Annotated in this window: 15 protein-coding genes; 11 read left to right on the forward strand and 4 right to left on the reverse strand. The window is 55.6% G+C overall.

Annotated elements, in window-relative coordinates; translation table 11 throughout:
• Positions 1–213 precede the first annotated feature (213 nt).
• The 3 genes from KQI65_03405 to KQI65_03415 are packed head-to-tail and all read left to right on the forward strand — an operon-like array spanning position 214 to position 6,298.
• Complete coding sequence (locus KQI65_03405) at positions 214–3,003, forward strand: valine--tRNA ligase (GenBank protein MCB2203769.1); 2,790 nt, start codon at positions 214–216, stop codon at positions 3,001–3,003.
• The gene (locus KQI65_03410) at positions 2,990–3,769 is read left to right on the forward strand and encodes a hypothetical protein (protein MCB2203770.1); all 780 of its coding nucleotides are present in this window, start codon (positions 2,990–2,992) and stop codon (positions 3,767–3,769) included. Before KQI65_03405 ends, KQI65_03410 begins: the two co-directional genes overlap by 14 nt.
• A 3-nt stretch (positions 3,770–3,772) precedes the next feature.
• On the forward strand, positions 3,773–6,298 hold the full coding sequence (locus KQI65_03415) for a hypothetical protein (protein ID MCB2203771.1): 2,526 nt from the start codon (positions 3,773–3,775) through the stop codon (positions 6,296–6,298).
• A gap of 55 nt (positions 6,299–6,353) precedes the next feature.
• On the opposite strand, the gene KQI65_03420 is transcribed toward KQI65_03415, so the two are convergent.
• Genes KQI65_03420 through KQI65_03435 form a run of 4 tightly spaced genes read right to left on the reverse strand, consistent with a single transcriptional unit; the run spans position 6,354 to position 11,452 of the window.
• On the reverse strand, positions 6,354–7,358 hold the full coding sequence (locus tag KQI65_03420) for a hypothetical protein (protein ID MCB2203772.1): 1,005 nt from the start codon (positions 7,356–7,358) through the stop codon (positions 6,354–6,356).
• A 12-nt stretch (positions 7,359–7,370) separates the two neighbouring features.
• Positions 7,371–8,807 carry an MBOAT family protein gene (locus tag KQI65_03425; protein MCB2203773.1) on the reverse strand — a complete coding sequence of 479 codons (1,437 nt, stop codon included), beginning with the start codon at positions 8,805–8,807 and terminating at the stop codon, positions 7,371–7,373.
• 33 nt (positions 8,808–8,840) lie between these two features.
• Positions 8,841–10,001 (reverse strand): C1 family peptidase, encoded by a 1,161-nt coding sequence (locus KQI65_03430; protein ID MCB2203774.1) that lies wholly within the window; start codon positions 9,999–10,001, stop codon positions 8,841–8,843.
• Positions 10,002–10,030: 29 nt separating this feature from the next.
• Positions 10,031–11,452: a dGTPase gene (locus tag KQI65_03435; protein ID MCB2203775.1), complete on the reverse strand. Its 1,422-nt coding sequence runs from the start codon at positions 11,450–11,452 to the stop codon at positions 10,031–10,033.
• Between the two features lie 178 nt (positions 11,453–11,630).
• Between KQI65_03435 and KQI65_03440 the strand changes: the two genes are divergently transcribed.
• The 8 genes from KQI65_03440 (at position 11,631) to KQI65_03475 (ending at position 23,538) form a co-directional block, all read left to right on the forward strand.
• A complete protein-coding gene (locus tag KQI65_03440; protein MCB2203776.1) occupies positions 11,631–14,360 on the forward strand; it encodes a hypothetical protein in 2,730 nt (909 codons plus the stop codon).
• 274 nt (positions 14,361–14,634) lie between these two features.
• Positions 14,635–16,695, forward strand: a complete 2,061-nt coding sequence (locus KQI65_03445) for a thioredoxin family protein (GenBank protein ID MCB2203777.1) — start codon at positions 14,635–14,637, stop codon at positions 16,693–16,695.
• A gap of 193 nt (positions 16,696–16,888) precedes the next feature.
• Positions 16,889–17,923 carry a type 2 isopentenyl-diphosphate Delta-isomerase gene (gene fni / locus KQI65_03450; protein MCB2203778.1) on the forward strand — a complete coding sequence of 345 codons (1,035 nt, stop codon included), beginning with the start codon at positions 16,889–16,891 and terminating at the stop codon, positions 17,921–17,923.
• Between the two features lie 3 nt (positions 17,924–17,926).
• On the forward strand, positions 17,927–18,907 hold the full coding sequence (locus KQI65_03455; protein ID MCB2203779.1) for a polyprenyl synthetase family protein: 981 nt from the start codon (positions 17,927–17,929) through the stop codon (positions 18,905–18,907).
• 5 nt (positions 18,908–18,912) lie between these two features.
• Entirely contained in the window at positions 18,913–19,179 is a 267-nt protein-coding gene (locus KQI65_03460) for an HPr family phosphocarrier protein (GenBank protein MCB2203780.1), read from the forward strand.
• Between the two features lie 22 nt (positions 19,180–19,201).
• On the forward strand, positions 19,202–20,992 hold the full coding sequence (gene ptsP, locus KQI65_03465) for a phosphoenolpyruvate--protein phosphotransferase (protein MCB2203781.1): 1,791 nt from the start codon (positions 19,202–19,204) through the stop codon (positions 20,990–20,992).
• 78 nt (positions 20,993–21,070) lie between these two features.
• A complete protein-coding gene (locus KQI65_03470) occupies positions 21,071–22,408 on the forward strand; it encodes a glucose-6-phosphate isomerase (GenBank protein ID MCB2203782.1) in 1,338 nt (445 codons plus the stop codon).
• Between the two features lie 65 nt (positions 22,409–22,473).
• Positions 22,474–23,538: a bifunctional phosphoglucose/phosphomannose isomerase gene (locus tag KQI65_03475; protein ID MCB2203783.1), complete on the forward strand. Its 1,065-nt coding sequence runs from the start codon at positions 22,474–22,476 to the stop codon at positions 23,536–23,538.
• Positions 23,539–23,559 lie beyond the last annotated feature (21 nt).

Below are 23,559 nucleotides of genomic sequence, written 5' to 3' on the forward strand. Positions count from 1 at the left end.
TTACGGGAATACTTCGCCCTATTCAAGAAAAAAAGAGCTTCCTTGCAGCGGGCTCTTTTCCTCCTCTCAGGCCTATTTCTTATTTTACTGATTCGTCAATTTGCTGCCGGGTGTACGGGACCGCGGTGACATGCGGAATCTGATACCGCTGATACGCGATGTCCCAACGCACGCAGCACGCTTGTCCATTTCATACAGGATACCGGAGTTTACATGTCCGATGACAGCACGCCCACCAACACCCTCGCCTCGGCCTATGATCCCGCAGCGGTCGAAGACCAGTGGTATCACTTTTGGGAGCAGGAGGGACTGTTTCACGCGGAAGCGGATCCCGATCGCAAACCGTTCACCATCGTGATTCCGCCGCCGAATATCACAGGTATGCTGACCATGGGACACGTTCTCAACAACTCCCTGCAGGATGTATTCCTGCGCTGGCACCGGCTCAAGGGCGAACATACGTGCTGGATACCGGGAACGGACCACGCAGGGATTGCGACGCAGACTGTTGTCGAGAAGACGCTTAAGCGCGAGGAAGGGAAAAGCCGCCACGACCTCGGACGCGATGCATTTCTCGAACGCGTCTGGGAATGGCGCGAAAAATTTGGTGACATCATTTTCCGGCAGCTGCGCAAACTCGGTGTTGCCTGCGACTGGGACCGTACGGTGTTCACGATGGACGAATCGCTGTCACGTGCCGTGCGCGAAGTGTTCATCCGCCTCTACAAGAAGGACCTCATCTACCGCGGGAAGAGAATTATCAACTGGGATCCCGTCGCGCACACCGCCCTGTCGGACGAAGAGGTGGTATACAAGGAGCAGAACGGGAAACTCTGGCATATTCGCTACCCGATCATGACCGATGGCAAGCCATCGACGACGGACTTCCTCGTGGTTGCCACGACGCGGCCGGAAACCATGCTGGGCGATACCGCCATCGCGGTGCATCCGGAGGATGAGCGCTATGCGCAGCTGATCGGCAAAACGGTACTCCTGCCGTTGATGGATCGCGAAATCCCCATCGTCGGCGATACCTACGTGGAAAAAGATTTCGGGACGGGCGTCGTCAAAATCACTCCCGCCCATGACCCGAACGATTTTGAAGTGGGCGCACGTCACGATCTCGAGCAGATCAACGTCATGGACGTGGACGCCTCGATCAACGACAACGGCGGGGCGTATGCCGGACTCGATCGCTATGAGGCACGCAAGCGCATTGTCGCCGATCTCGAGGCGAAGGGGTTGATGGAGAAGATCGAGGATTACACGCACAGCGTCGGCTTCAGTGACCGTACCGATGTCGCCATTGAGCCGTACCTGTCCGACCAGTGGTTCCTCGCGATGAAAACACTCGCCGAACCGGCACTCGAAGTCGTGCGTGACGGTACGGTAAAGTTTTATCCTGAACGCTGGACTAAGACCTATGAGCACTGGATGACAAATATCCGCGACTGGACGATCAGTCGCCAGCTCTGGTGGGGCCATCGCATCCCGGTATTCTATTGCGATGCCTGCGGCTGGGAGGACGCCATGCAGGAAATGCCCGCGCAATGTCCCACCTGTGGTGCATCGGATAAGCTCCGCCAGGATGAGGATGTGCTCGATACCTGGTTCTCTTCCTGGCTCTGGCCTTTCAGCGTTCACGGCTGGCCTGAAGACAGCGATGCACTTCGCTATTTCTATCCCACCAGTGTACTCGTGACTGCGCCTGATATCATTTTCTTCTGGGTGGCGCGGATGATTATGGCCGGTCTCGAGTTCATGCCGGACGTGCCATTGCCTGATGGTTCCCCACGAACCGACAAGAAAGACCTCGTGCCTTTCCACGCAGTGTACTTCACCAGTATCATCCGTGATGAGCAGGGGCGGAAGATGTCGAAATCGCTCGGCAATTCCCCGGATCCCCTCGATGTGATCGCCGAGTACGGTGCCGATGCGCTCCGCTTTACAGTCGCGTATCTCGCACCTCTTGGACAGGATGTCCTTTTCTCATCGCAGAAATGCGAAATCGGCCGCAACTTCGCCAACAAGGTGTGGAATGCCGGACGCTTCCTGCTGATGAACAAGGAGAAAATGGAGGCGAACGGGGAGTGGCGATTCCGTGAAGGACACTGGCATCAGAACGAGGCTGTGGTCAATCTCGCTGTCACCACACCACAGATGGAACTTGAAGACCGGTGGATATACAGCCGGCTCCACGAGACAATCCGCACGCTGCATGAAACGATGGATCGTTACCGGGTCAATGACATGTCGAAGACCATGTACGAATTCGTCTGGCACGACTTCTGTGACTGGTATATCGAGCTTATCAAGGATCGGCTGTATTCTCCCGATGAAAAGCTGCGCCGTATCACCCTCGAGCGGGCGCTGTACGTGTACGATGCCATGCTCAAGCTGCTGCATCCCATCATGCCGTTCATCACCGAGGAAATCTGGCACAAAATGGAGTCCGGTCGTGAGGGACTCAGCATCATGGAGCAGAGTCTCCCTGAATTGAAGGAAGAGTACATCAACGACGATGCCGTGCAGCAGATGACCTTCCTGCAGTCCCTCGTCGATGGCGTCCGCACCATCCAGGGTGAGATGAACGTTCCTGCCGGGAAATCCTGCGATGTAGTCATCAATTGCCACGACGAAGCGCAGCAGAAGGCAATCGAGGAAAACACGCATTTTCTCAAGCGGCTTGCGCGTATCAACGAGGTGACCGCGGGAAGCGGGCTCTCGCGTCCCGCGCTCTCGGCTACCACGGTGGTCGCAGGGGCGGATGTGTATGTGCCGCTCGAGGGACTGATTGACGTCGCAGTCGAGCGCAAGCGGCTGGAGAAGGAGATCGGAAGGATTTCAGGGCTGTTGAAAGGTATTGACTCGAAACTCGGAAATGCGAAGTTTCTGGACAATGCCCCGGCGGATGTCGTCGAGCGTGAACGTGACAAGCAAAACAACTTCCGTCGTATGCTAGAGCAACTCGAATCAAATCTGAAAAGCCTTGAAAACGATTGACGCGCGCGGACGCTTCCGTGCACACGGCTCTCATGCGGTAACGCTGCTGCTCGCCATTCTGATCGCCAGCGGTACGGCATATGCACAGACCGAACCTGAGGCTCCGCGTGAACCGGAGAAACTGTATAACGGGTGGCAGTTCGCCCTGCTTGGCGGACTGAATCTCGGCTACATCAATGGTGAATACCATGGCGACTGCAACTGCGATTTTTATTCCGATGAGTACAGCGCCAATTCCTACTACGGAATGTCTCTGAATATCCCGCTCTTTTCCGATGCCTCGATCTATCTTCGTCTGGCGCGTAACCAATCGTCGACCTCCTGGGCTGTCGGGCGCACGGATTCGCTTTTTTCCACCGCGGGGACGGGGACACTCATCAATGACCTCACGTTCAATTACGACCTTCTCCAGTTCGATGTACTCCTCCGCCTCTTTGGCCGCATTGACGGAGAGCGTGTGTATATCGGTCCCAGCTTCGGTTTCGTGCAGAAGAAACGTATTCTGCTGACGGAGTCTGAAGTTGAAACCGGGGCTGTGCGCCTGATCGAGGATGGCCCCATCGCTGTCGAGCATGACCTGCGCATGTCTTTCGTCATCGGCGCTGAGTACGCGTTTGTCCCATTCCGCAATATCTATGTCATTCCTGCAATCGAGGTGGACTATGCATTTGACAAGCTGCTGCGGGACGAATCGACCGCGCCCGCATTCAGTTGGCGTCCGACATTCTACCGGGCCTATGTTACCGTCGCCTATCAGATGTTCTGATGCATGATGGTCTTGCGATCACTCGCTGCTTTGCTCCTCGCCGGAGTCGTGTCGTCGCTGCTGCTTTCCGGTGGCGGAAGGCCGGATTCGGGGAGATCACCCGCTGAATATGACAGGCCTGATGCTGCTGCGAAGTATTTTTACGAGCAGCGTGCATGGCCAAACGGCATTCCCCCCCGTGCATACGAAAGTGCAGCGGCGCATGTCCGCAGTATGGACGCGCAGGGTCTGCGAAAATCCGCCCCTCAGTGGCGCTGGCTGAATCTTGGTCCCGTCAACATCGCTGGCCGTATCCGGTCCATGGCGATTGATCCGAAGGACCCCACTGTCATCTATGCCGGAAGCGCAGGGGGAGGCGTCTGGAAATCGACGAACAGTGGATTTGACTGGCGTGCGCTCGGTGATCTGCTTCCCAATCTCCGTATCGGTGCCATCGCGGTGGATCCGTTCGACAGTGATCGCATCCTTGCAGGATGTGGCGAGGGATATGTCGCATGGCAGGGTGCTGCTGCGTTCGGACAGGGGATTTATCTCAGCAGTGATGGGGGAGAGAGCTGGGAACTGCTGCCATCCACGCTCGGCAGGGATTTCTGGTATGTGTATGATGTGGATTTCGATCCGTATCAACCTGATGTCGTGCTCGCCTGCACCTGGCAGGGTGTCTATCGCAGCAGCGATGGCGGACAGAGCTGGCGCAATATCCTGTCTTCACAGGTCTCGGTGTTTTCTGCCATGGTGGCGTTTTCAGAAACCCAGGCAGGTGTGGTGTATGCCGGACTCGAAGCGATGGGCATATACCGCTCTACCGATCATGGGGAGCACTTTACCTCACTTGGCCAGGTTCTCGATACGCAGTATTCGCGCGTCGTGATCGCACCCGCTCCATCGGACGGCGATATCATCTATGCGGCGTTCACCGATCATGTGGGCAAAACCTGTGCAGGGTTGATGAAGAGCAGCAACGGAGGCATGAGCTGGGAAGAGCTGCCCATTCCGTACAGCCGGGTCAGCGGCGTGAATTACATGGGTGAGCAGGGGAGGTTCAACAGCACGCTCACTGTACATCCGGCCGACCCGAATACTGTCTGGGCGGGCGGAATCGACCTGCATCGAAGTACGGATGGCGGTTTCAGCTGGCAGCAAATGACGAACTGGTATCCTTACAGGGACTACAGCTATGTGCATGCCGATCAGCACGTCCTCCTTTTCAATCCCGCGAACCCAGGAGAGATGCTGGCCGCGAGCGACGGCGGCATGTTCCGCTCGCTGGACGGTGGTGAAAACTTTGCAGAAATGACTTCCGGAATGGTGACTGTTCAGTTCCACAGCGGCGCACCGCATCCGCACAGCGACATGGTGCTCGGTGGTACGATCGACAACGGGAATCTTCGTGTTCTTGATGGCGACCTGTGGACGGATGTCACCGGTGGCGATGGAGGCTACACGGCGATCGATCCCGACGAGCCCCGCTACATGTACGCCGAACTGTACTATCTGCATTTCATGAAATCAACGGATTTTGGCCGCACCTTCTATCGTGCCATGAACGGTATCCCGAGAGCGCAGGATTTCGGAAGCAGTGACCCCGTGGGTTTCATTGCTCCATTCGAAATGTCTCCGCTTTCACCGAAGACACTGTATGCGGGTACCAACCGCGTCTATCGTACCACCAACGGTGCGGAATTATGGGAGCGCATCAGTGACGACCTCGCCGGAAACAATGCCTTTATTACGGCAATCGGACTCGCGGCCTCAGATCCGGATGTGATATACGTGGGCAGTTCACGTGGACGAGTCAGTGTAACGACGAATGGTGGGGATTCCTGGACGCGCATAGACCAGGGATTGTTTTCGTTTTTCATCACCGACTTTGCGGTGCATCCTGCCGATCCCCGCGATGTGATTGTGACGCTCAGTGGTTTCGGGTCGCCCCATGCCTGGCGCAGCACGGATGCAGGGGGGAGCTGGACATCGATCGCAGGCGAAGGTGCGACAGCGCTGCCGGATATCCCGGCCAACACTGTCTTCAGGCATCCCGAACTGGATCGGGAGATCTACGTTGGAACAGATGTCGGCCTGTTTGTATCCACGGATAAAGGCCTGACCTGGGCAGTGGATAACGAAGGTATCGGCAATGTCATCATCGCCGATCTGCGCATGCGAGCTGACGGTGTGCTGTTTGCAGCAACACACGGACGCGGCATGTATCGATCCAGCCGCTCCATCTTCTCGGACGCTCCGGTGCCGGTTACCGTTGCGTGGCTGGGACAGAATTATCCCAACCCTGTCACCTCTGCCACCGGTGCGGAGACCATCATCCCCTACAGCCTGGCCGGGGAAGGCGATGTTGCAATCCGGATTTCTGATATGGCCGGACGACGCATTCGGGAACGGCGCTTCAGATTTCAATCCTCCGGCGACTACCGTTTCCCCCTCGATATGCGTGGGATTTCAAGCGGTGCGTATTCCGTGCAGCTGTTTTTCAACGGTGCACTCTCCGGAGAACGCAGACTGCTGCGAGTGCGATGAGGGACTGCCGCTGTCTTTTCATGAGAATTCGAGGGCCCGATACCTTCATTGCGACTCAGTACATTTCCTGCATGATACGAGCTGCAACTCTGGGACGATAGTGTGACAGTTCGTAGTAATTCCGGTAATCTTCAGTGATATCGTTGACCCCCGAGTAATTCGCCACGCAACTTTCGCCGAAAATTTCCCGCAGACTCTGCACATCCTTCGGATTCAGGGGACGCTGATTGTAGAGCGGACTGATGACGATTCGCAGTTCGGTGCTGTCCGCGGCGAATACCTCCTGCATTTCCTTCAACATGTGGCGTTGCGAAGCTCCGAGGCAGGGCGGGGAAGGGGGCGGAACGGATGATCGCCTGCGAAATCTTTCCCTCTTCGCGGCATCGTAGAATGACCCCTCGGCTATCGCTTCCTCGAATTGCGGATAACTGATTTCATTCGTCACGCGATCGTAATGCATGGGCTCGGCGTTCAGGACATTGTGATCGCGCATGTAATCGCGAAATTGACCGGTGAGCATAAAATCGTAGTACGCGAGCAGGAAGTGGGGATCGAGATAGGCAAGGAGAAAACTGCCATGGAAGGCCGCGATATTGCTGTATCCGACAAGGCGCGGCGGAGTGATGAGCAGATGTGCCCCACGCTCTTCGGCACGATAAAACAGGCTGTAGTCCGCCACGATAATCGCATGTGCAATGTCGACATCGTTGGCTCCCAGATACATCACTTTTTTATGCAGGTTGTACAGAGATTCGTCTGAGCCGTCGAAATGGAACGGCGAGGCCGCCTGCGGCAGGTGACGCTTCCAGTCTGACACACGCCAGAATATTGAGCGGGAGTTTCCGAAGATGAAGGCATTGTACTGCTGTCTGTCATATTGCTGTGCAAAGGTCTCTGTGCTGACATAGCCGCGGTTCAGTACCACGTAATCCGGTTGGCCAGACCGGTAGTAGACATCATGACTGAAGACGACCTTGAACGGATCCATGGGGATGTACAGCGCAAGCAGGAGCAGCAGCGGAGAGAAGAAAAGTAATATCTGACGCAGATAGCGCTTCATGCGTTTGAGGTCTCAGAACTGGAAATAGATAAACGTTTGCGGTTCCCCGCCGTAGTAGAAGATGAGTGCTGCGATCCCGTAGTACAGCGTCCATCGCAACGGCGCAGGCATTCGCTTCCCGCTCAGCTGAAGGACGTGTTCCCGGTCGCGCTGCAGCCACTCGGCAGCAAGAAAGAGTAGTGCTACAAGGGGGAAATATCCGAACGCAAGGGTCGGCGGCGTGAAGAGGGTAGCAGAAAATATATTCCCAATATAAGTGAGTGCATCGCCGACTGTGGCTGCGCGGAAAAATACCCAGGCCAGACAGGTGAGTGCGAAGGTGACAGCCATCTGAAAAGTTTCACGGATCCCCGGCAGTATGCGTCCCTCTGCCACCGTGTTCGTATGCGACCTGTTGCGATCACGCAGGAGCAGTGGAAGGAAGTACAGCGCGTTTAGCGCTCCCCACACGATGAAGGTCCAGTTCGCCCCGTGCCAGAATCCGCTGACCACGAAAATGATGAGCACGTTGCGAATCTGCTTCCACCTGTTGCCACGACTGCCGCCAAGGGGAATGTAGACGTAATCTCGGAACCAGGTGGAAAGGGAAATATGCCATCTGCGCCAGAACTCTGCGATGTCGCGCGAGAAATACGGGAAGGCGAAGTTGCGCATGAGATCGAAACCGAAAAGACGCGCTGTCCCGATGGCGATATCGGAATATCCTGAGAAATCCCCGTAAATCTGCAATGCGAAAAACACGGCCCCGAGCACAAGCGTACTGCCCGGCAGTTCCGCGGAGTGGTTGAAAATGTGATCGGCGAATACCGCTGCATTGTCGGCGATGACGATTTTCTTGAAGAGGCCCCAGAGAATCTGTCGCGATCCATCGAGTGCGCTGTCATACGAGAATACGCGGGGACGCTGGAATTGCGGGAGCAGATTGCTTGCGCGTTCGATGGGACCCGCCACCAGTTGCGGGAAAAAGGCAACGAATGCAAAGAACGAAATGATATCCTTCGACGCCTCCATGTTCCCCCGATACACATCGATGGAATAACTGAGTGTCTGGAATGTGTAAAAGCTGATGCCGACGGGGAGAATAATGTAGAGCCGTGCGGGGTCGATGTGATGCCCGAACAGGGTGAAGGCGTCGGAGAAGCTCTGCGCGAAGAAATTGAAATACTTGAAGAAACCCAGCAGTCCGAGATTCACTCCGAGACTGAGGCCGAGGAGCAGGCGCCGCATGCTGCGCGCCCGCACCTCCGCCAGACCGAGTCCAACGAGAAAATCGACCATGGAGCTGAGCAGGATCAGCGAGAGAAAGCGCCAGTCCCACCATCCATAGAATAAATAGCTTGCTGCAAGAAGCAGGAGATTCTGCAGCCCCGTTTTCCGGGCGGCAGCAAACCAGTAGAGAACAAATACCAGCGGCAGGAATACCGCGAATTCTATGGAATTGAATAGCACTGGCGCTCTTCAGGCTGTCAGGGGTACTGAGGCTTACAGTCCGAGCTTCTTGCGAAGAGCGGACGGAATGGCATCCTTGTGCAGCATGATCGACAGCGTTTTGCATCTTACGAATGCAGACGACGCATAGAAATGTCCATCGAATTTGCTGCGGTCAACGCCCCAGGAATTTTTCACGTAATAATACTTCGTCCCATCCTGATCTTTGGCGCTGCCGATGATATGCATGCCGTGGTCGTCAGTGGTGCTGTAGTTGTCAAACGCTTTCTGCCGCATCTCCTGTGTGACGACCTTCTGGGGAACAGGGGTCACGAAAACTGAGTCGGCCTCGGTTTTGCGCATGTCATCCCAGTCCTTCGCCGGAAGGACAGCGAGTCCCTTGCGGTAATCGAATCCCTTTTCACTGACATCGCTTGCCCACGCAACGGTATAGCCATTATCGAGTGCGTTGTCAATGGTTTCCATCAACTCGTCGAGTGGAAGATTGTACACGAGGCCATAATCCCAGTTGTCCGGTACTTCAAGAATGAAAGGCCTGTAGAAAGGATGATGCGTGAAGGAACTCAGCAGCACATAATCGTCGGCATTGAGCCCGAGCACATTGTCAGCGAAGCTCCGCGGGGTGTAGGATGATCCTTCATATGCGAAGTTTGCAGGATAATCACCGAGGTAGGCGTCAAGAATGCCATCGAGACCTTTCTCCCAGACCGGTGTCAGTTTACGGTTTTGATTCTTGATCACGGCGTCAACGTAGCCTTTGATGACAGCGTCGAGCTCTCCGTGAATGTGTTTTTCCTCGTCATACTCGAGACCGGGGTACGCTGCGTCAGGGACCATGCCACGGTTCTTCAGGACGGTGAGCACGTCATTGAACGCGCCGCCTGCGGCGAGCTGGGCGTTGCCGTGTAATCGGACATACTTCACAGCCTTACTGTGGTAGGTGTTGCGTACGACGAACATTTCCGACAGATCGAAGTTGCCTTTTCCCATTCGCAGGAGTTCCGATTCGAGCAGGGAGATGCCGGAGAAGCTCCAGCAGGTGCTCGATCTGTACTGGTTTTTAACCGGCGTGGCGGGGAGGTTGGTAATGGTGGTGAACTGATACCCGAACGATGCCGTGTCGGCGTCATCCTGCGCATGGCAGAACGTCGAGACGGAGAGGAGGATAAGCAGTGCAAACGTCGAGGTTTTCATGATAATGCCTGTGATAGAACAAGGGATACTTACGCCCGGTCAAACACCGAACCGCTGCCAGGCTGAAACAGCCGGTTGTACGTACGTTCGGCAAAGGTGTCGGTCATGCCGGCGATATAATCTGAGAGAACCCGAAGGCGTTGTTTCTCGTCCTGCGCCTCGCGGAGCAGGTGTCCATGCTTACCTCCGAGCAGCTCCGGGGATTCATGGTATGCTGCGAAAATCTTCTGGATGATGATGCCGCCGCGGTATTCGAGGCTCTGTACTGCGGGACCATTGATCACTATTTCATACACGGCGTTTTTCAGTGCGTCGAGTACGCGCCGCTCATCGGCAGGGAGCGTGATGGTCCATCGCAGGCGCGGATGCTCAAATCTTTCGTCCTCCTCCAGCACGGCTGCGGTAATCAGGCGGCTGACCAGTTCCGATCCGGCCTCTTTCTTTTCATGAACCGCATCCCGGGGAGATGCACCTGCGCCTTTGCCCATCCGCTGAATCAGGGCAGCGAACACGTCATGAATGGTAGGATCGTCGAAACTGCTGCGCGGCATGTACGAGATGATTGCTTCCGGTGAGATGAGGCGGGAAAAGAAGGCGTCCTCCACATCATGTGTCCCGTACGCGATGTCATCCGCGAGTTCCACCACGCTCGCTTCGAGCGTTTTGTGGAGTGTGCTTGCATGTTTGCCGTCTCGGGTTTCCAAGGAGCGCAGACGCAGCCTGTCCGCTTCCGGGAACGGGGCCAGCAGCCACTCGAGCAGAGGTGCTTCTTCGTTATGAATGCACTTCGGCGGAGCCCAGGGCTTGAAGGGGGGACTGACGGCGGGATCGGGATAGCGTTCCGGGCGAAGCAGTTCGGAATACATCGCCGGGTATTTCAACACCGCCTGCAGGGTAGCACGGGTGAGATTGAGTCCATGCCGTTCGCCGTGCACCTCGAGCGTATCATTGGTGAGCAGGCGCAAGGTCTGTCCGTTTCCTTCAAAACCGTTGTCCTTCCCCGGCCAGCGCGTCCATACGCAATGGTTGAGCGCTTCTTCGCCGCGATGTCCAAACGGTGGATGCCCGAGATCATGCGCCAGGCAGGCCGCCTCAATCAGGCTGGTGTCAATTGGTCCCCCGAGCGCCTCAAATTGTTCGTTCACGCTGCCGAGCGGATATCCCGGCCAGATGAGGTTGTTCGCGACTGCGGCCAGTGCACGGCCGATATTGCTGACTTCCAGCGTGTGCGTCAGTCGTGTGCGGAGAAAAGAAGATTCTCCCAGCGCGAAAATCTGTGTTTTCGATTGCAGACGGCGGAAGGCGAAGCTGTGAATGATGCGCGCACGATCGCGTTCGAACGGATCGCGATGGTCGCCGATGCGGGCAACCGAGCCGCTCAGCCGTTCGCTGTCGTCTGCATGATAAAGAGGGGAAATATGGTAGAATGGATGCATACTGCCGTTGGTCAATGTCCTTTCGCAAAGGACTGAGGAAAATGTACGCAATTTGACCGGAGAAATCCGAATGCTGTCACTGCCACGATATCGGGGAATGTAGAATGCAGGTGGTTTTCGTACCTTTGTCAGATGTCATTTTCTGCGGTTCACCACGGGAACCGCAGATTTTCCCCAATCGTACACCTTTGTTGTGAAAGCCGTCGGCGCCGCCATATTCCTGAGCTTTTTATTTCTTCCCGTCCTGCTTCATGCGCAGGTGACGGATGAAAATGCTGCGTCCCTTACGCGTGACAGCCTGCGTATCATGGAGGACAGCCTGCGGACGAAGCAGGACAGCCTGCGGGCGGAGGCCGATTCACTCATGGCAATGGCTATAGATTCCATGCGGGTCGCGCAGGACAGTGTCTACGTTTTTCCGGTGTCTAACGAGGTCGACACCATCATCGTCTACAAGGCTGCAGATTCCGCGCTGTATCGCATGGACGAAAAAACCATGACGATGTACCGGGATGCGGACATCGACTACGGTACGACTAAAATCAAGGCAGCCCGCATCACGATCAACTGGGATCAATCCACCATCGCCGCCACGGGCATCCCCGATACAAGCAGGGAAGGGAAATTCACCGACACGCCGGTGTTCAGTGAAGGGGGAGAACAGTACGAGGGAGAGGAAATGACCTACAACTTCAAGACGAAGAAAGGGGTCATCACACGAGGAGAAACAGCAATCGATGACGGATTCTACCTCGGCGAACGTATCAAACGTGTCTCAGAAAGCGAGTACTTCATCGGTGGGGGACGCTATACCACCTGCGACAATCCCGATCACAAGCACTATTACTTCGGTTCCGCGGAAATGAAATTCGTGCCGAACGAGGTTGTCGTCGCACGGCCAATCACCTTCTACGTTGAAGATATCCCCCTGCTCTGGCTGCCTTTTGCCGTGATACCGAGCAGCGGGGGACGCTCGAGTGGCATCATTTTCCCCGCCTTCGGCTTTGACCAGAGCCGTGGACGCTACCTGATCAATGGCGGGTATTACCTGGCCGCGAGCGATTACTGGGATCTTTCACTGACAGGGGACTGGTACTCAAAAGGCGGCTGGCTGGCGCGTGGTGAAGTGCGCTATTCCCTTCGTTACAATTTCTCTGGAAGCGTCACTGCCAGTTACGGAAGGCAGCGTTTCAACATCGGTAATATTTATCAGGCCGATGACGAGTATTCAACGGACTGGAGTCTGAAAATCACGCACAACCAGGAAATCGACCCAACCTCACGTATCACGGCGGATGTCAACATCCTGACAAATTCATACATCAGCAACTTCAGTAATAACCTCAATCAGCAGCTGCAGACCTCGGTGCGCTCAAGTGCCCTTTACTCGAAGTCATGGGAAGGAACCAACCGGTCGATATCCGTCGGTGTGCAGCGTGAGCAGAAACTCGATGATGGGACATCCGTCACCACGCTCCCGGATATCACCTTCAATCAGTCCCAGATCTATCCCTTCCGCGGTGAGAACAGTTTCGGCGATCAGGCCTGGTACGAGATGATCGGTTTCAGCTATACCGGGCAGGCGAAGAATCGCATCCAGGTAAAAGAAGTGCGACGCATCGCAATGTCCGACACGACGGTAGGGAACGAGCAGTTTGACAGGCGGGGCGTGCAGCACCGGCTCAGTCTGATATCGACACCGAAATTCGGATTTTTCACGATATCCCCGAGTTTCAGCTACACCGAGCGCTGGTATGATCATCGCACCGAGCGTTACTACAACGCCGCGGACTCCACGGTGGACTTCAGGGATGTGAGTGGGTTTTTCGCGGTGCGTACGTTCAATGCCGGACTCTCAGCCAGCACGAAGTTGTACGGCATGCTCGAACCCAATATGCTTGGCGTGATAGGCTTCCGGCACACTCTGCAGCCCACGATCAGCTACAACTGGAATCCGGATTTTTCCAAAGACAGCTGGGGATATTACCAGTCCTATGTCGATTCCACCGGCGAGGATATTCGCTACGATCCCTATACCGGGTATTCTTACAATCCTTCCGAGGTGTTCGGCGGAGTCGGTTCCGGGGAGTCACAGACGATCAGCGCGAGGCTTTCGAATATCTTCGAGATGAAACTCGCTCCACGGGAAGACGACAGCACGCAGACTGCCCGGAAATTCCAGTTGCTTACCTTTGATGCATCGACCAATTACAATCTCGTAAAAGACAGCATGAAGCTGGGGAATGTGAACCTCAACTACCGCACCAGCATACAGAATCTCATCGAACTCCGTGGCGGCGCCACGCTTTCGCCCTATGTGTGGGAGAACGAACGTGTCGTTTCAAATCCAGACGGCACGGAGACCAGAATTCCCGGTCATGAAGTTGACACCTATCTCTGGGAAGCGGGACAGGGCTTCGCCCGGCTTACCAGTTTCAATATTTCGCTCAACACGTCCCTGTCGAACAACACCTTTGCAGGGAAGAAGGAAATACAAAAAAACAAGGAAGAGGAGGAGGCCATCGATGAGGAGGAAGAGGAAGAGCGACCCAAAACCCTCGACCTCAACGCGCCGTATAATTTCAGCATTCCCTGGAACCTGTCCCTCGGTTACGACTATCGCGTCAATCGCAGCAATCCCACACGCGAAACACGCAACTCGAATCTTCGAGCCAACCTCACATTCAGTCTCACACCAACCTGGCATTTCACTCTCAGCGGTTACTACGACATCTTCAACAAGGAGCTCGGTGCCCCACAGATCAACATCCGCAAAGATTTGCACTGCTGGGAGATGAATTTCCAGTGGCAGCCCGCCGGACCTTATCGCAGCTTCTATTTCGTCCTTCGCCTCAAAGCGCCGCAGCTCCAGGACATCAAACTCGAAAAACGCGGCTCCGACAGCGGCCGCCTCCGGTATTGAGAAAATAGACGCAGATTAGTGCAGACTTAAAAGGACCGCAGATTTTCGCAAATTTTACGCAGATTTTCGCCGGGAAACCTTGAAAAATCATTTTTGCGAAAATCTGCGTATGCTCTGCGAGAATCTGCGTTCCTCTTCTTTCCTTTAAATTTGAATCATTTGCCCCGCATCGGCATCTTACCGGAGGTGACAGGGTTTTTCATTGTCGCTGGCAGTGGAACTTCGTATTTTCCTTGATTGAGAAACTGTAGCCATTTAATAGATGCGATCTACCATGAGACATTTTACCAGCCTTTTTCTGCTTCTTCTGCTCATTCTCCCGCTGTCGCTTTCCCAGGCCCAGGATGCTGCAAAATGGTCTGCAAAGCCCACGAGCGCGACGGTCAAGGCGGGGGGGACTGTGGAAGTCAAGCTGACTGCCAAACTCAATGACAAGTGGCATGTCTATTCCGTGACCCCGATGGAAGAGGGGCCTGTCGCGACGGAGATCGTGTTCAGCGAAGATTCTCCACTGCAGAAGAGCGGTAAGGTGCGACAGCCCAGGCCGGTGGTGAAATACGATGAGAATTTCGGTGTAAACACCGAGTATTTCGAAGACGACGTCACCTTCACCGTCACCGGGAAAGTGAAATCCGGTGCAAAGCTCGGGAAACAGAAAGCAGTGATCGAGGTGACGTTCATGGCCTGCAACGACCGCATGTGCCTGCCGCCGACTACGGTTGAGGTTCCGTTTGAGATTACGATTGCTGAAGCGGAAATGGCGCAGGCCGCAGATGAAATTGCCGGCGAGTCCGCCATGGCAGATGCCGGTGATGAGATGCAGGATGAAAATGTGGCAGAAGAAGTCGAGGAGGCAGAACCTGCCGCAATGGCGGCCGAGGCTGATAAAAACGAGGCAGTCGAAGAGGAATCGCTCGGGTATGGCGACGAAAGCGATGTCGAGAAGGCCAAGGAGGAAGGACTCTGGGCATACATCGGACTCGCAATGTCGGTCGGTGCACTGGCACTGCTCACACCCTGCGTATTCCCCATGATCCCGATCACGGTGAGTTTTTTCACCAAGCGTGAGGCCGCGACCCGTTATCAGTCCGTGCGCGACGCGCTCATTTATTCCTTCGGTATCATCTTTACATTCACCGGACTGGGGATATTACTGGCCTTGATATTCGGGGCTTCAGGGATAAACCAGTTCGCTGCGAATCCCTGGATGAACATTCTGATCGCCACGGTGTTCCTTGTCTTCGCTCTGAATCTGTTCGGACTGTTCGAGATTGTGGTTCCTTCGGGCATTCTTACAAAGCTGACGGTGGCTTCGGGCAGTGGACAGGGAATTGCCAGCCTGCTGCTTATGGGACTCACGTTTACGCTCACCAGCTTTACCTGTACGGTGCCTTTCGTCGGGACGGTCATGGTCGCAGCTGCGAAGGGTGAAATCTGGTGGTCCATCGTTGGCATGCTCGCATTTTCCAGTGTGTTTGCCCTTCCGTTTTTCCTCCTGGCCCTGTTCCCGTCATGGCTCAAGTCGATGCCAAAGAGTGGTGGCTGGCTGAATTCGGTCAAGGTGGTCATGGGCTTCCTTGAGATGGCGGCGGCGATGAAATTCATGTCCAATGTCGACCTCATCTGGGGTATGGGCATCCTCAGCCGTGACCTCTTCCTGAGCTTCTGGGTCGGTATCGGCATCCTGATCACGATCTATCTCCTCGGAAAGGTGCAGCTTCCGCATGACAGCCCCGTGGAAAAAGTTGGCGTTGTTCGCATGATCTGGTCGGTGTTCTTTCTCGGTATCTCGGTATACCTGTATACCGGTTTGAACGATAAACCCCTGGGAGAACTCGATGCCTTCCTGCCACCGATGAATTATCAGGAAACGATACAGGCTGCGTCCCTTGGCGCGATGACCGGTGGTGCGAGTATGCAAAGCGGGGAAGCCGCCGAAGGGAAGGAGCAGTGGTACTCAGACTACGCACTGGCAATGGCCGCAGCAAAAGAGCAGGCAAAACCCATTTTCATTGATTTCACGGGTTTCGCGTGCACGAATTGCCGCTGGATGGAATCGAACATTTTCCCACGCAGTGACGTGCGGGGACTGTTTGAAGATTATATCCTCGTCCGTCTCTACACTGACGGACAGGGTGAGGTGTATGACAATAACCGGGAATTCCAGGAATCCACCTTCGGCACAGTGGCGCTGCCGCTGTATGTGACGCTGACACCGGATGGTGAGAAGATCAACAGTTTCCCGGGACTGACACGTAATCCGCAGGAATTTGTTCGTTTCCTCAAAGACGGACTTTCGAAATTCCAGGAGAGCAAAGCCGTCGCCATGCGCTGACCGCTGCGCCGCTCCGAGATTTTCCAGGCCTCGTCCCGTGACATGGGACGAGGCCTTTTTGCTTCCAACCGTGCGCCTGTGCGCTCCGCGATATGTGATCTCACACAATTCTTTTGTACTTTAAACGACCATAAAACACTTACTTCCCGCATCCCTGCAGGAAGCCCGCGAGCCTTTTCGGAGCATCCAGTTCATGTCCCAGACGTCATCCCGCAAAAAAGACCACGTCGACCTCGCCGTGAACGAGCAGGTTGCGTTTCGCAGGAAGAGCAATGGCCTGGATCAGTGGGATTTCGCGCACAATGCCCTTCCGGAGTTGGATCTCACGGATATCGACACATCAGTCGAATTTCTCGGGTCAGAACTTTCATATCCGTTGATGATCAGTGGCATGACCGGCGGGTATGAGGAAGCGGAGCGAATCAACGGTCAGCTGGCAGAGGCTGCCGAAGACCTGCGGCTGGCCATCGGTGCCGGCAGCATGCGGCAGGCGCTCGAAAACGACAGCTTTCACGAATCGTATCGCGTTTTGCGCCGCAATGCGCCATCCATCCCCATCCTCGCCAATATCGGTGCGGTCGAAGTCGCTGCGATGGAAGATGTGCGTCCCGCCCGATACCTGATTGATCTTATTGAAGCTGACGCGCTCGTGGTGCACACCAATCCGCTGCAGGAATTCCTGCAGCCGGAAGGCGAGGTGCGATTCCGGGGTGTGCTCGATGGTATTCGCCAACTGGTCGCCGGACTCGATATCCCCGTGATACTCAAAGAGGTCGGCGCCGGGATTTCCCGCGAAGCCGCAATGCGAGCACACGAAGTGGGAGTGCAGTGGGTGGACATCGCCGGCGCGGGCGGCACGAGTTGGGCGGGCGTGGAAATTCTCCGGCGCACGGACGGCTGCGAAGTCTCGCCATCATTCTGGGACTGGGGTATCCCGACCGCTGATATTCTCGAAGAGCTTCGCGTTAATCGTCCCGCCGACCTCCGTATCATCGCTTCAGGCGGCATCACCGACGGCGTTATGATCGCCAAGTGTATCGCACTGGGCGCGGATATGGCCGCCTCCGCACGTCCCCTGCTCAGCGCCCTGATGACAGGCGGCGCTGACGCGCTGCGCAGCCGCCTCTGCGGCTGGAAGCGCGATCTGCAGGGAGTCATGCTCCTTACCGGCGCGCAGGATATCAGTGAGCTGCGCTGCCGTCCAATTACAAAACGCAACAGTCATTAACGTATGAACGACTTTCTTCAGCGCTACAACAAGTACCGGGAAATAATCGATCACCGCGTGGCTACTGTCATTGACAGGGATGAGCCTGTCACGATGTATGAACCCGCGCGTTACGTACTGAGCGGAGGAGGCAAGCGCATTCGTCCCGTGCTCGTCATGCTCGCCTGCCAGGCCGTGGGAGGAGACCCGATGGACGCGGTGGACGCTGGTGTCGCCGTTGAAATCCTCCACAACTTCACCCTCGTGCACGACGATATCATGGATCGCGCCGATACGCGCCGGGGACGCGAGACGGTCCATCGGAAGTGGGATGAGAACATCGCGATCCTGGTCGGAGACGAACTGATGGGCATCGCGTACAAAACCCTGCTGAACACTGAGAAAGGGGATGTACGCATGATGACACGCGTCTTCACCGACGGTGTGATTGAAGTGTGTGAGGGGCAGAGTTATGACAAGGAATTTGAAAACCTGCCGTCCGTCACCGAAGAGCAGTACCTGATGATGATCGGGAAGAAAACCGGCTGGCTCGTTGCCATTTCCGCAGAAATCGGGGCAATTATTGGTGGCGCGCACGAGAAGGAGCGTGCTGCGTTGCTCGAGTACGCACGTTGCGTCGGACGCGCTTTCCAGGTACAGGACGACTTGCTCGATATCGTTGCTGACGAGCGCACGCTTGGCAAACCCATCGGCGGCGACATCATCGAAGGAAAGAAAACCTGGCTGCTGGTCAACGCACTGCAGCGGGCGGAAGGTGACGACCTTGCACTGCTCCAGAGTGTCGCGACGCGGCAGGCGACGCATGAAGGGCTGGTACACCGGGTCAAGAGCATATATGAACGTATCGGTGTGCTTGACAGCGCGCGGGAAAAAATTGCGCATGATACCGCAGCCGCCGCAGCCGCACTGCAGGAACTTGAAGACAACGAAGGCCGGAGCATGCTCGGCTGGCTCGCACAGATGCTGCTCGAACGCAAACACTGAATTCCATGATCGAACGCGAAATAACCATAAAGAACCGCACGGGACTGCATACGCGTCCCGCCGCTACGCTGGTGAAAACCGCGGCACGCTTCGCGTCGGAATTCTACATCAAGAAGGACGACTTTGAGATCAACGGGAAAAGCATCATCGGTGTCATGACACTTGCGGCCGAACAGGGATCCACCCTGCGGCTCACGTTTGAAGGTGCGGATGAGGACGAAATGGCTGATGCGGTCACGGAGCTTTTTGAGAACGGCTTCGGCGAACTCTGAGCGCTAACACAGGGAAGCAATCTTGAATACGGAAGCAAAGGAAATCATTCTCAAGGGACTGCCATCATCCGGCGGCATCGCCATGGGTCCCGCCTATGTGTACGAGAGGGAAGAGGTGTACGTCACCGAGCGCATCCTCTCGGAAAGCGAATTGCTGCTCGAAGGGAAACTGCTCGAAGATGCACTCGAGCGTTCCCGTCAAGAGGTACAGAAAATCATTCGTTTCGCGCGGGAAAAACTCAACGAGGAAGCGGCCAGCATTTTCGAAGCGCAGCTCGCGATGCTCGATGACCCGGTTATGCTCTCGGCGCTGCAATCACGACTGCGTGAGGAAAAAAAGAACGCAGACTTCCTCATCTATGATGAACTGAAGAAATACAAGTCCATGCTGGGTGATGCCGACGACGAGCTGCTGCGTGATCGCGTGACAGACCTCGACGAAGTCGGCCAGCGTATCATGCGCAATCTGCAGAAGAAGCGCCTGCATTCCACCGTCGAGGGCGAGCATGTCATCATCGCCTCTCAGCTCACCCCGTCGGATACCATTCTGTTCAGCAGGAATGACGTCCTTGGCTATGCCACCGATCTGGGTGGAATCACCTCGCACGCAGCCATTCTCGCTCGCTCATTGAAAATTCCGGCCGTCACCGCTCTGCAGCAGAGCATGGAACTTATACGCACCGGCGATGAAGTGATACTTGATGGTCAGCGGGGACTCGTCATTGTCAATCCTTCCGAGGAGCATCGGGAAGAGTATCGTCTCAAACTCGAGAACATCGCGCAATTCGAAGCAGACTTGAAAGGTCTCGGAGATCTGCCCTGCGAGACGCAGGACGGACACAAGGTCGAACTTTCCGCCAATGCGGAATTCATCAATGAACTCGAATACGTTGTCACGCAGGGGTCAAAGGGAATCGGACTCTATCGCACGGAGCATCTGTACATCGAAAAAGGTGATTTCCCTTCCGAACAGGAACAGTACGTCGAGTACAGCGAAATTGCACATATGATGTACCCGCAGCCAGTAATCTTCCGGACATTCGATATCGGGGGAGACAAGCTGCTGGACTCTGACGTTGCCGAATCGAACCCATTCCTCGGGTGGCGAGGTATTCGGATGATGCTCGACAAACCCGTCATCTTCCGGCAGCAGCTTCGCGCGCTGCTGCGCGCCTCGACGATGAAAAACATCAAGATCATGTTTCCCATGATTTCCGGTGTCACCGAAATCGAAGAAGTGCTGGAGATGCTTGAGGATGTGAAAACGGAACTGCGGGGTGAAGGCGTTGCGTTTGACGAGCATATGGAACTCGGTCTGATGATCGAGGTCCCTTCCGCCGTGTTCGTCGCCGATGAACTTGCGAAGCACGTCAGTTTCTTCAGCATCGGCACCAACGATCTCGTGCAATATCTGATGGCAGTTGACCGCAACAATGAGCTGATCGCCGATCTGTATCAGGAGTTTCATCCCGCAGTGCTGCGCGCGATTCGCACGACCGTGGAAACCGGACATGCCAACGGACTCTGGGTGGGAATGTGCGGAGAAATGGCCGGGAATCCCCTGGCGACACCGCTGCTGCTGGGACTCGGACTCGATGAGTTTTCCATGGTGCCGTCAGTGATCCCCGAAGTGAAGACCATCATTCGCTCAACCAGCTACAAGGAAGCACGCAAGGTCGCGGCGGAGGCTCTGCGGAAAAGCAGCGCACGCGATGTACGCAGCTACCTGAGTGCCTACATGCATCAGCGTTTCCCGGAACTCTTCGCCACCATGGTCAACGGTCTCGGCAGGCATGAGGAGCATGGCGCATGACAGTTGCGGGTTTGAATACTGCAGAAGCTGTTGTCGCGCTGAGGAATATTGTGAGGAACGGAACGTATGGAGAACGTTATGAGTGAACTGATTCGCATTGATGATACAAATTGCAGGGACAGCCTGAGCGCCGCGCAGTGGGACGCCTCACGGGAACGGATCACGTCAGCCGCCGATACGCTGCATGGGAAAAATGGGGCGGGCAGTGATTTCCTGGGATGGATGACCTTGCCCGGGGAAGCGCGTGAACAGCTTCAGCGGCTCGAGAATACGGCCGCAGCAATGCGTGCGCAGTCTGATGTCATCGTTGTCATCGGCATCGGCGGTTCCTATCTCGGCGCGCGGGCAGTGATCGAATCGCTTCGCCAGCCATTCGGGAACGAAGGACCGGAGATCGTCTACGCCGGGAATCACATCGATGGCGCATATCTGCAAAGCCTGCTCCGCTACCTCGAAAATCGCAGCGTCAGTATCAATGTGATTTCAAAATCGGGTACAACGACCGAACCTGCACTGGCTTTTCGCGTGCTTCGTCAGATGATGGAGGAGCGCTATGGACATGAGGAAGCCGCACGACGTATAGTCGCAACAACGGATGCCTCACGCGGAGCACTGCGGAAGGTTGCGGATGAACAGGGCTACCAGTCCTTCATCATCCCGGATGATGTTGGAGGACGTTTCTCGGTTTTTACGCCGGTGGGGTTGCTTCCCATCGCCGCTGCCGGTATGGATATCCGCGCACTTCTCGACGGTGCCGCGACCATGCAGGAAACCGCAGCTACCATGCGCGGGGAGGAGCACCCGGCCTTTCACTATGCGTTGCTTCGCGATGCCATGTATCGCAGCGACCATTACGTTGAAGTGCTCGCGTCATTCCACCCCGCCTTGCAATATGTCACCGAATGGTGGAAGCAGCTCTTTGGAGAGAGTGAAGGCAAGGACGGGAAGGGGATATTCCCCGCGGCAGTGACGAATACAACAGATCTGCATTCCATGGGACAGTACATCCAGGATGGACGGCGCATGCTGTTCGAGACCTTCCTGTTCAGCACGGAAGAGCATGATGGGTTACGTGTGCCTGAGGATGCGGACAACACCGACGGACTCAACTACCTGGCGGGAAGCAGCTTCGCGGAAGTCAACCGCAACGCCATGCAGGGGACGGCGCTCGCGCATCGTTCCGGTGGCGTTCCCAATGCAAGCATCCTGATGGATGGTATTACATCCAGAAGCATTGGCGCCCTGCTGTATTTCTTTGAATACACGGTCGCGCTCAGCGGCTATGCGCTCGATGTCAATCCCTTTGACCAGCCGGGCGTGGAAGAGTACAAGCGCAACATGTTCGCGCTGCTCAACAAACCCGGCTTTGAAGAACTGCGCACGCAGTTGCTGAGCAAACTCAAAAGCACGAACTGAGTGTTTTGTTTCGCTACGGGACGCATTTTCGATCTCGCAAACACAACCATGAATAACAGAACAGCATGACCACTACCGATTTTTCCCAGCGTATCCGCGAACTCGATTCCCATGACATGTACAGCGTGCTCTGCGACCTCCCGCAGCAGGCGAAGACGGGAATCGATATTGGTAATTCCGTAAATCTCAGCAGTATTCGCACAGAGAGGATTCGCAATCTGATCGTCTGCGGCATGGGCGGTTCCGCAATCGGAGGTGATGTACTGCGCGTCTATGCGGAGCATGAAGCGCGCATTCCAATCACCGTCAACCGTGGATATCTGCTTCCAGCTTTCGTGAATGAAGAGACGCTTGTGGTCGTCGTCAGCTATTCGGGTGGAACAGAGGAATCGTTGTCCGCTTACGCTGAAGCGGTCAATCGCGGCGCACAGATCGTCGTCGTGACCTCGGGCGGGAAACTGCTCGATGAGGCAGAAGCGGCAGGCATTCCTTCGGCGGTCATTCCTGGCGGACTCGCTCCCCGCGCCGCGCTGGGCTACCTGTTCTTCCCGCTGCTGATGATCGCCGCCCGGCTGGATATTCTCGACCTGCAGCAGTCCGTTCTTGCTGAAACGCAGCAGGTGCTGGAGAATGCGACGAAGCAGTACGCTGATTTTCTCAGTGATCGCAATCCCGCCATCCTGGTTGCAGGAAAACTGCAGGGCAAACTGCCTGTGCTGTATGCGGCGCAGGTCGGACTCGAGGCGGTGCTGACGCGCTGGCGCTGCCAGATCGAGGAAAACGCAAAAATGCTCTCGTACACCAACGTGTTTCCTGAGATGAACCACAACGAAATCGTGGGTTGGGAACAGAATCCCGAACTGTTAAAGCGCATTGGCGTTGTTGTTCTGCATGACAGGGACGATCTGCCGCAGATTCGCAAGCGCATCGCTGTGACGATGGAACTTCTGCGTCCCTACGCGGCAGAGGTGGTGGAGATTTATGCCAAGGAAGAGGCACGGCTCGCCCGCGTTTTGGGATTGATTTGCCTTGGAGACTGGGTTAGTTTTTATCTCGCCATTCAAAACGGTGTGGATCCTTATCCGATTGAAAAGATCAATCGTCTCAAGGAAGAACTGGGAAAGCTGTAGGCTTCCCCTCAGACTCTTCCG

Source organism: bacterium (genome assembly GCA_020444325.1).
Taxonomy (GTDB): domain Bacteria; phylum Bacteroidota; class Ignavibacteria; order SZUA-365; family SZUA-365; genus BM516.

Coding starts and splice junctions, on each gene's coding strand:
- KQI65_03470 (MCB2203782.1), top strand. CDS start 21,071: ATGAGTGAACTGATTCGCATTGATGATACAAATTGCAGGGACAGCCTG.
- KQI65_03455 (MCB2203779.1), top strand. CDS start 17,927: ATGAACGACTTTCTTCAGCGCTACAACAAGTACCGGGAAATAATCGAT.
- KQI65_03445 (MCB2203777.1), top strand. CDS start 14,635: ATGAGACATTTTACCAGCCTTTTTCTGCTTCTTCTGCTCATTCTCCCG.
- KQI65_03405 (MCB2203769.1), top strand. CDS start 214: ATGTCCGATGACAGCACGCCCACCAACACCCTCGCCTCGGCCTATGAT.
- KQI65_03430 (MCB2203774.1), bottom strand. CDS start 10,001: ATGAAAACCTCGACGTTTGCACTGCTTATCCTCCTCTCCGTCTCGACG.
- KQI65_03420 (MCB2203772.1), bottom strand. CDS start 7,358: ATGAAGCGCTATCTGCGTCAGATATTACTTTTCTTCTCTCCGCTGCTG.
- KQI65_03415 (MCB2203771.1), top strand. CDS start 3,773: ATGATGGTCTTGCGATCACTCGCTGCTTTGCTCCTCGCCGGAGTCGTG.
- fni (MCB2203778.1), top strand. CDS start 16,889: ATGTCCCAGACGTCATCCCGCAAAAAAGACCACGTCGACCTCGCCGTG.
- KQI65_03475 (MCB2203783.1), top strand. CDS start 22,474: ATGACCACTACCGATTTTTCCCAGCGTATCCGCGAACTCGATTCCCAT.
- KQI65_03460 (MCB2203780.1), top strand. CDS start 18,913: ATGATCGAACGCGAAATAACCATAAAGAACCGCACGGGACTGCATACG.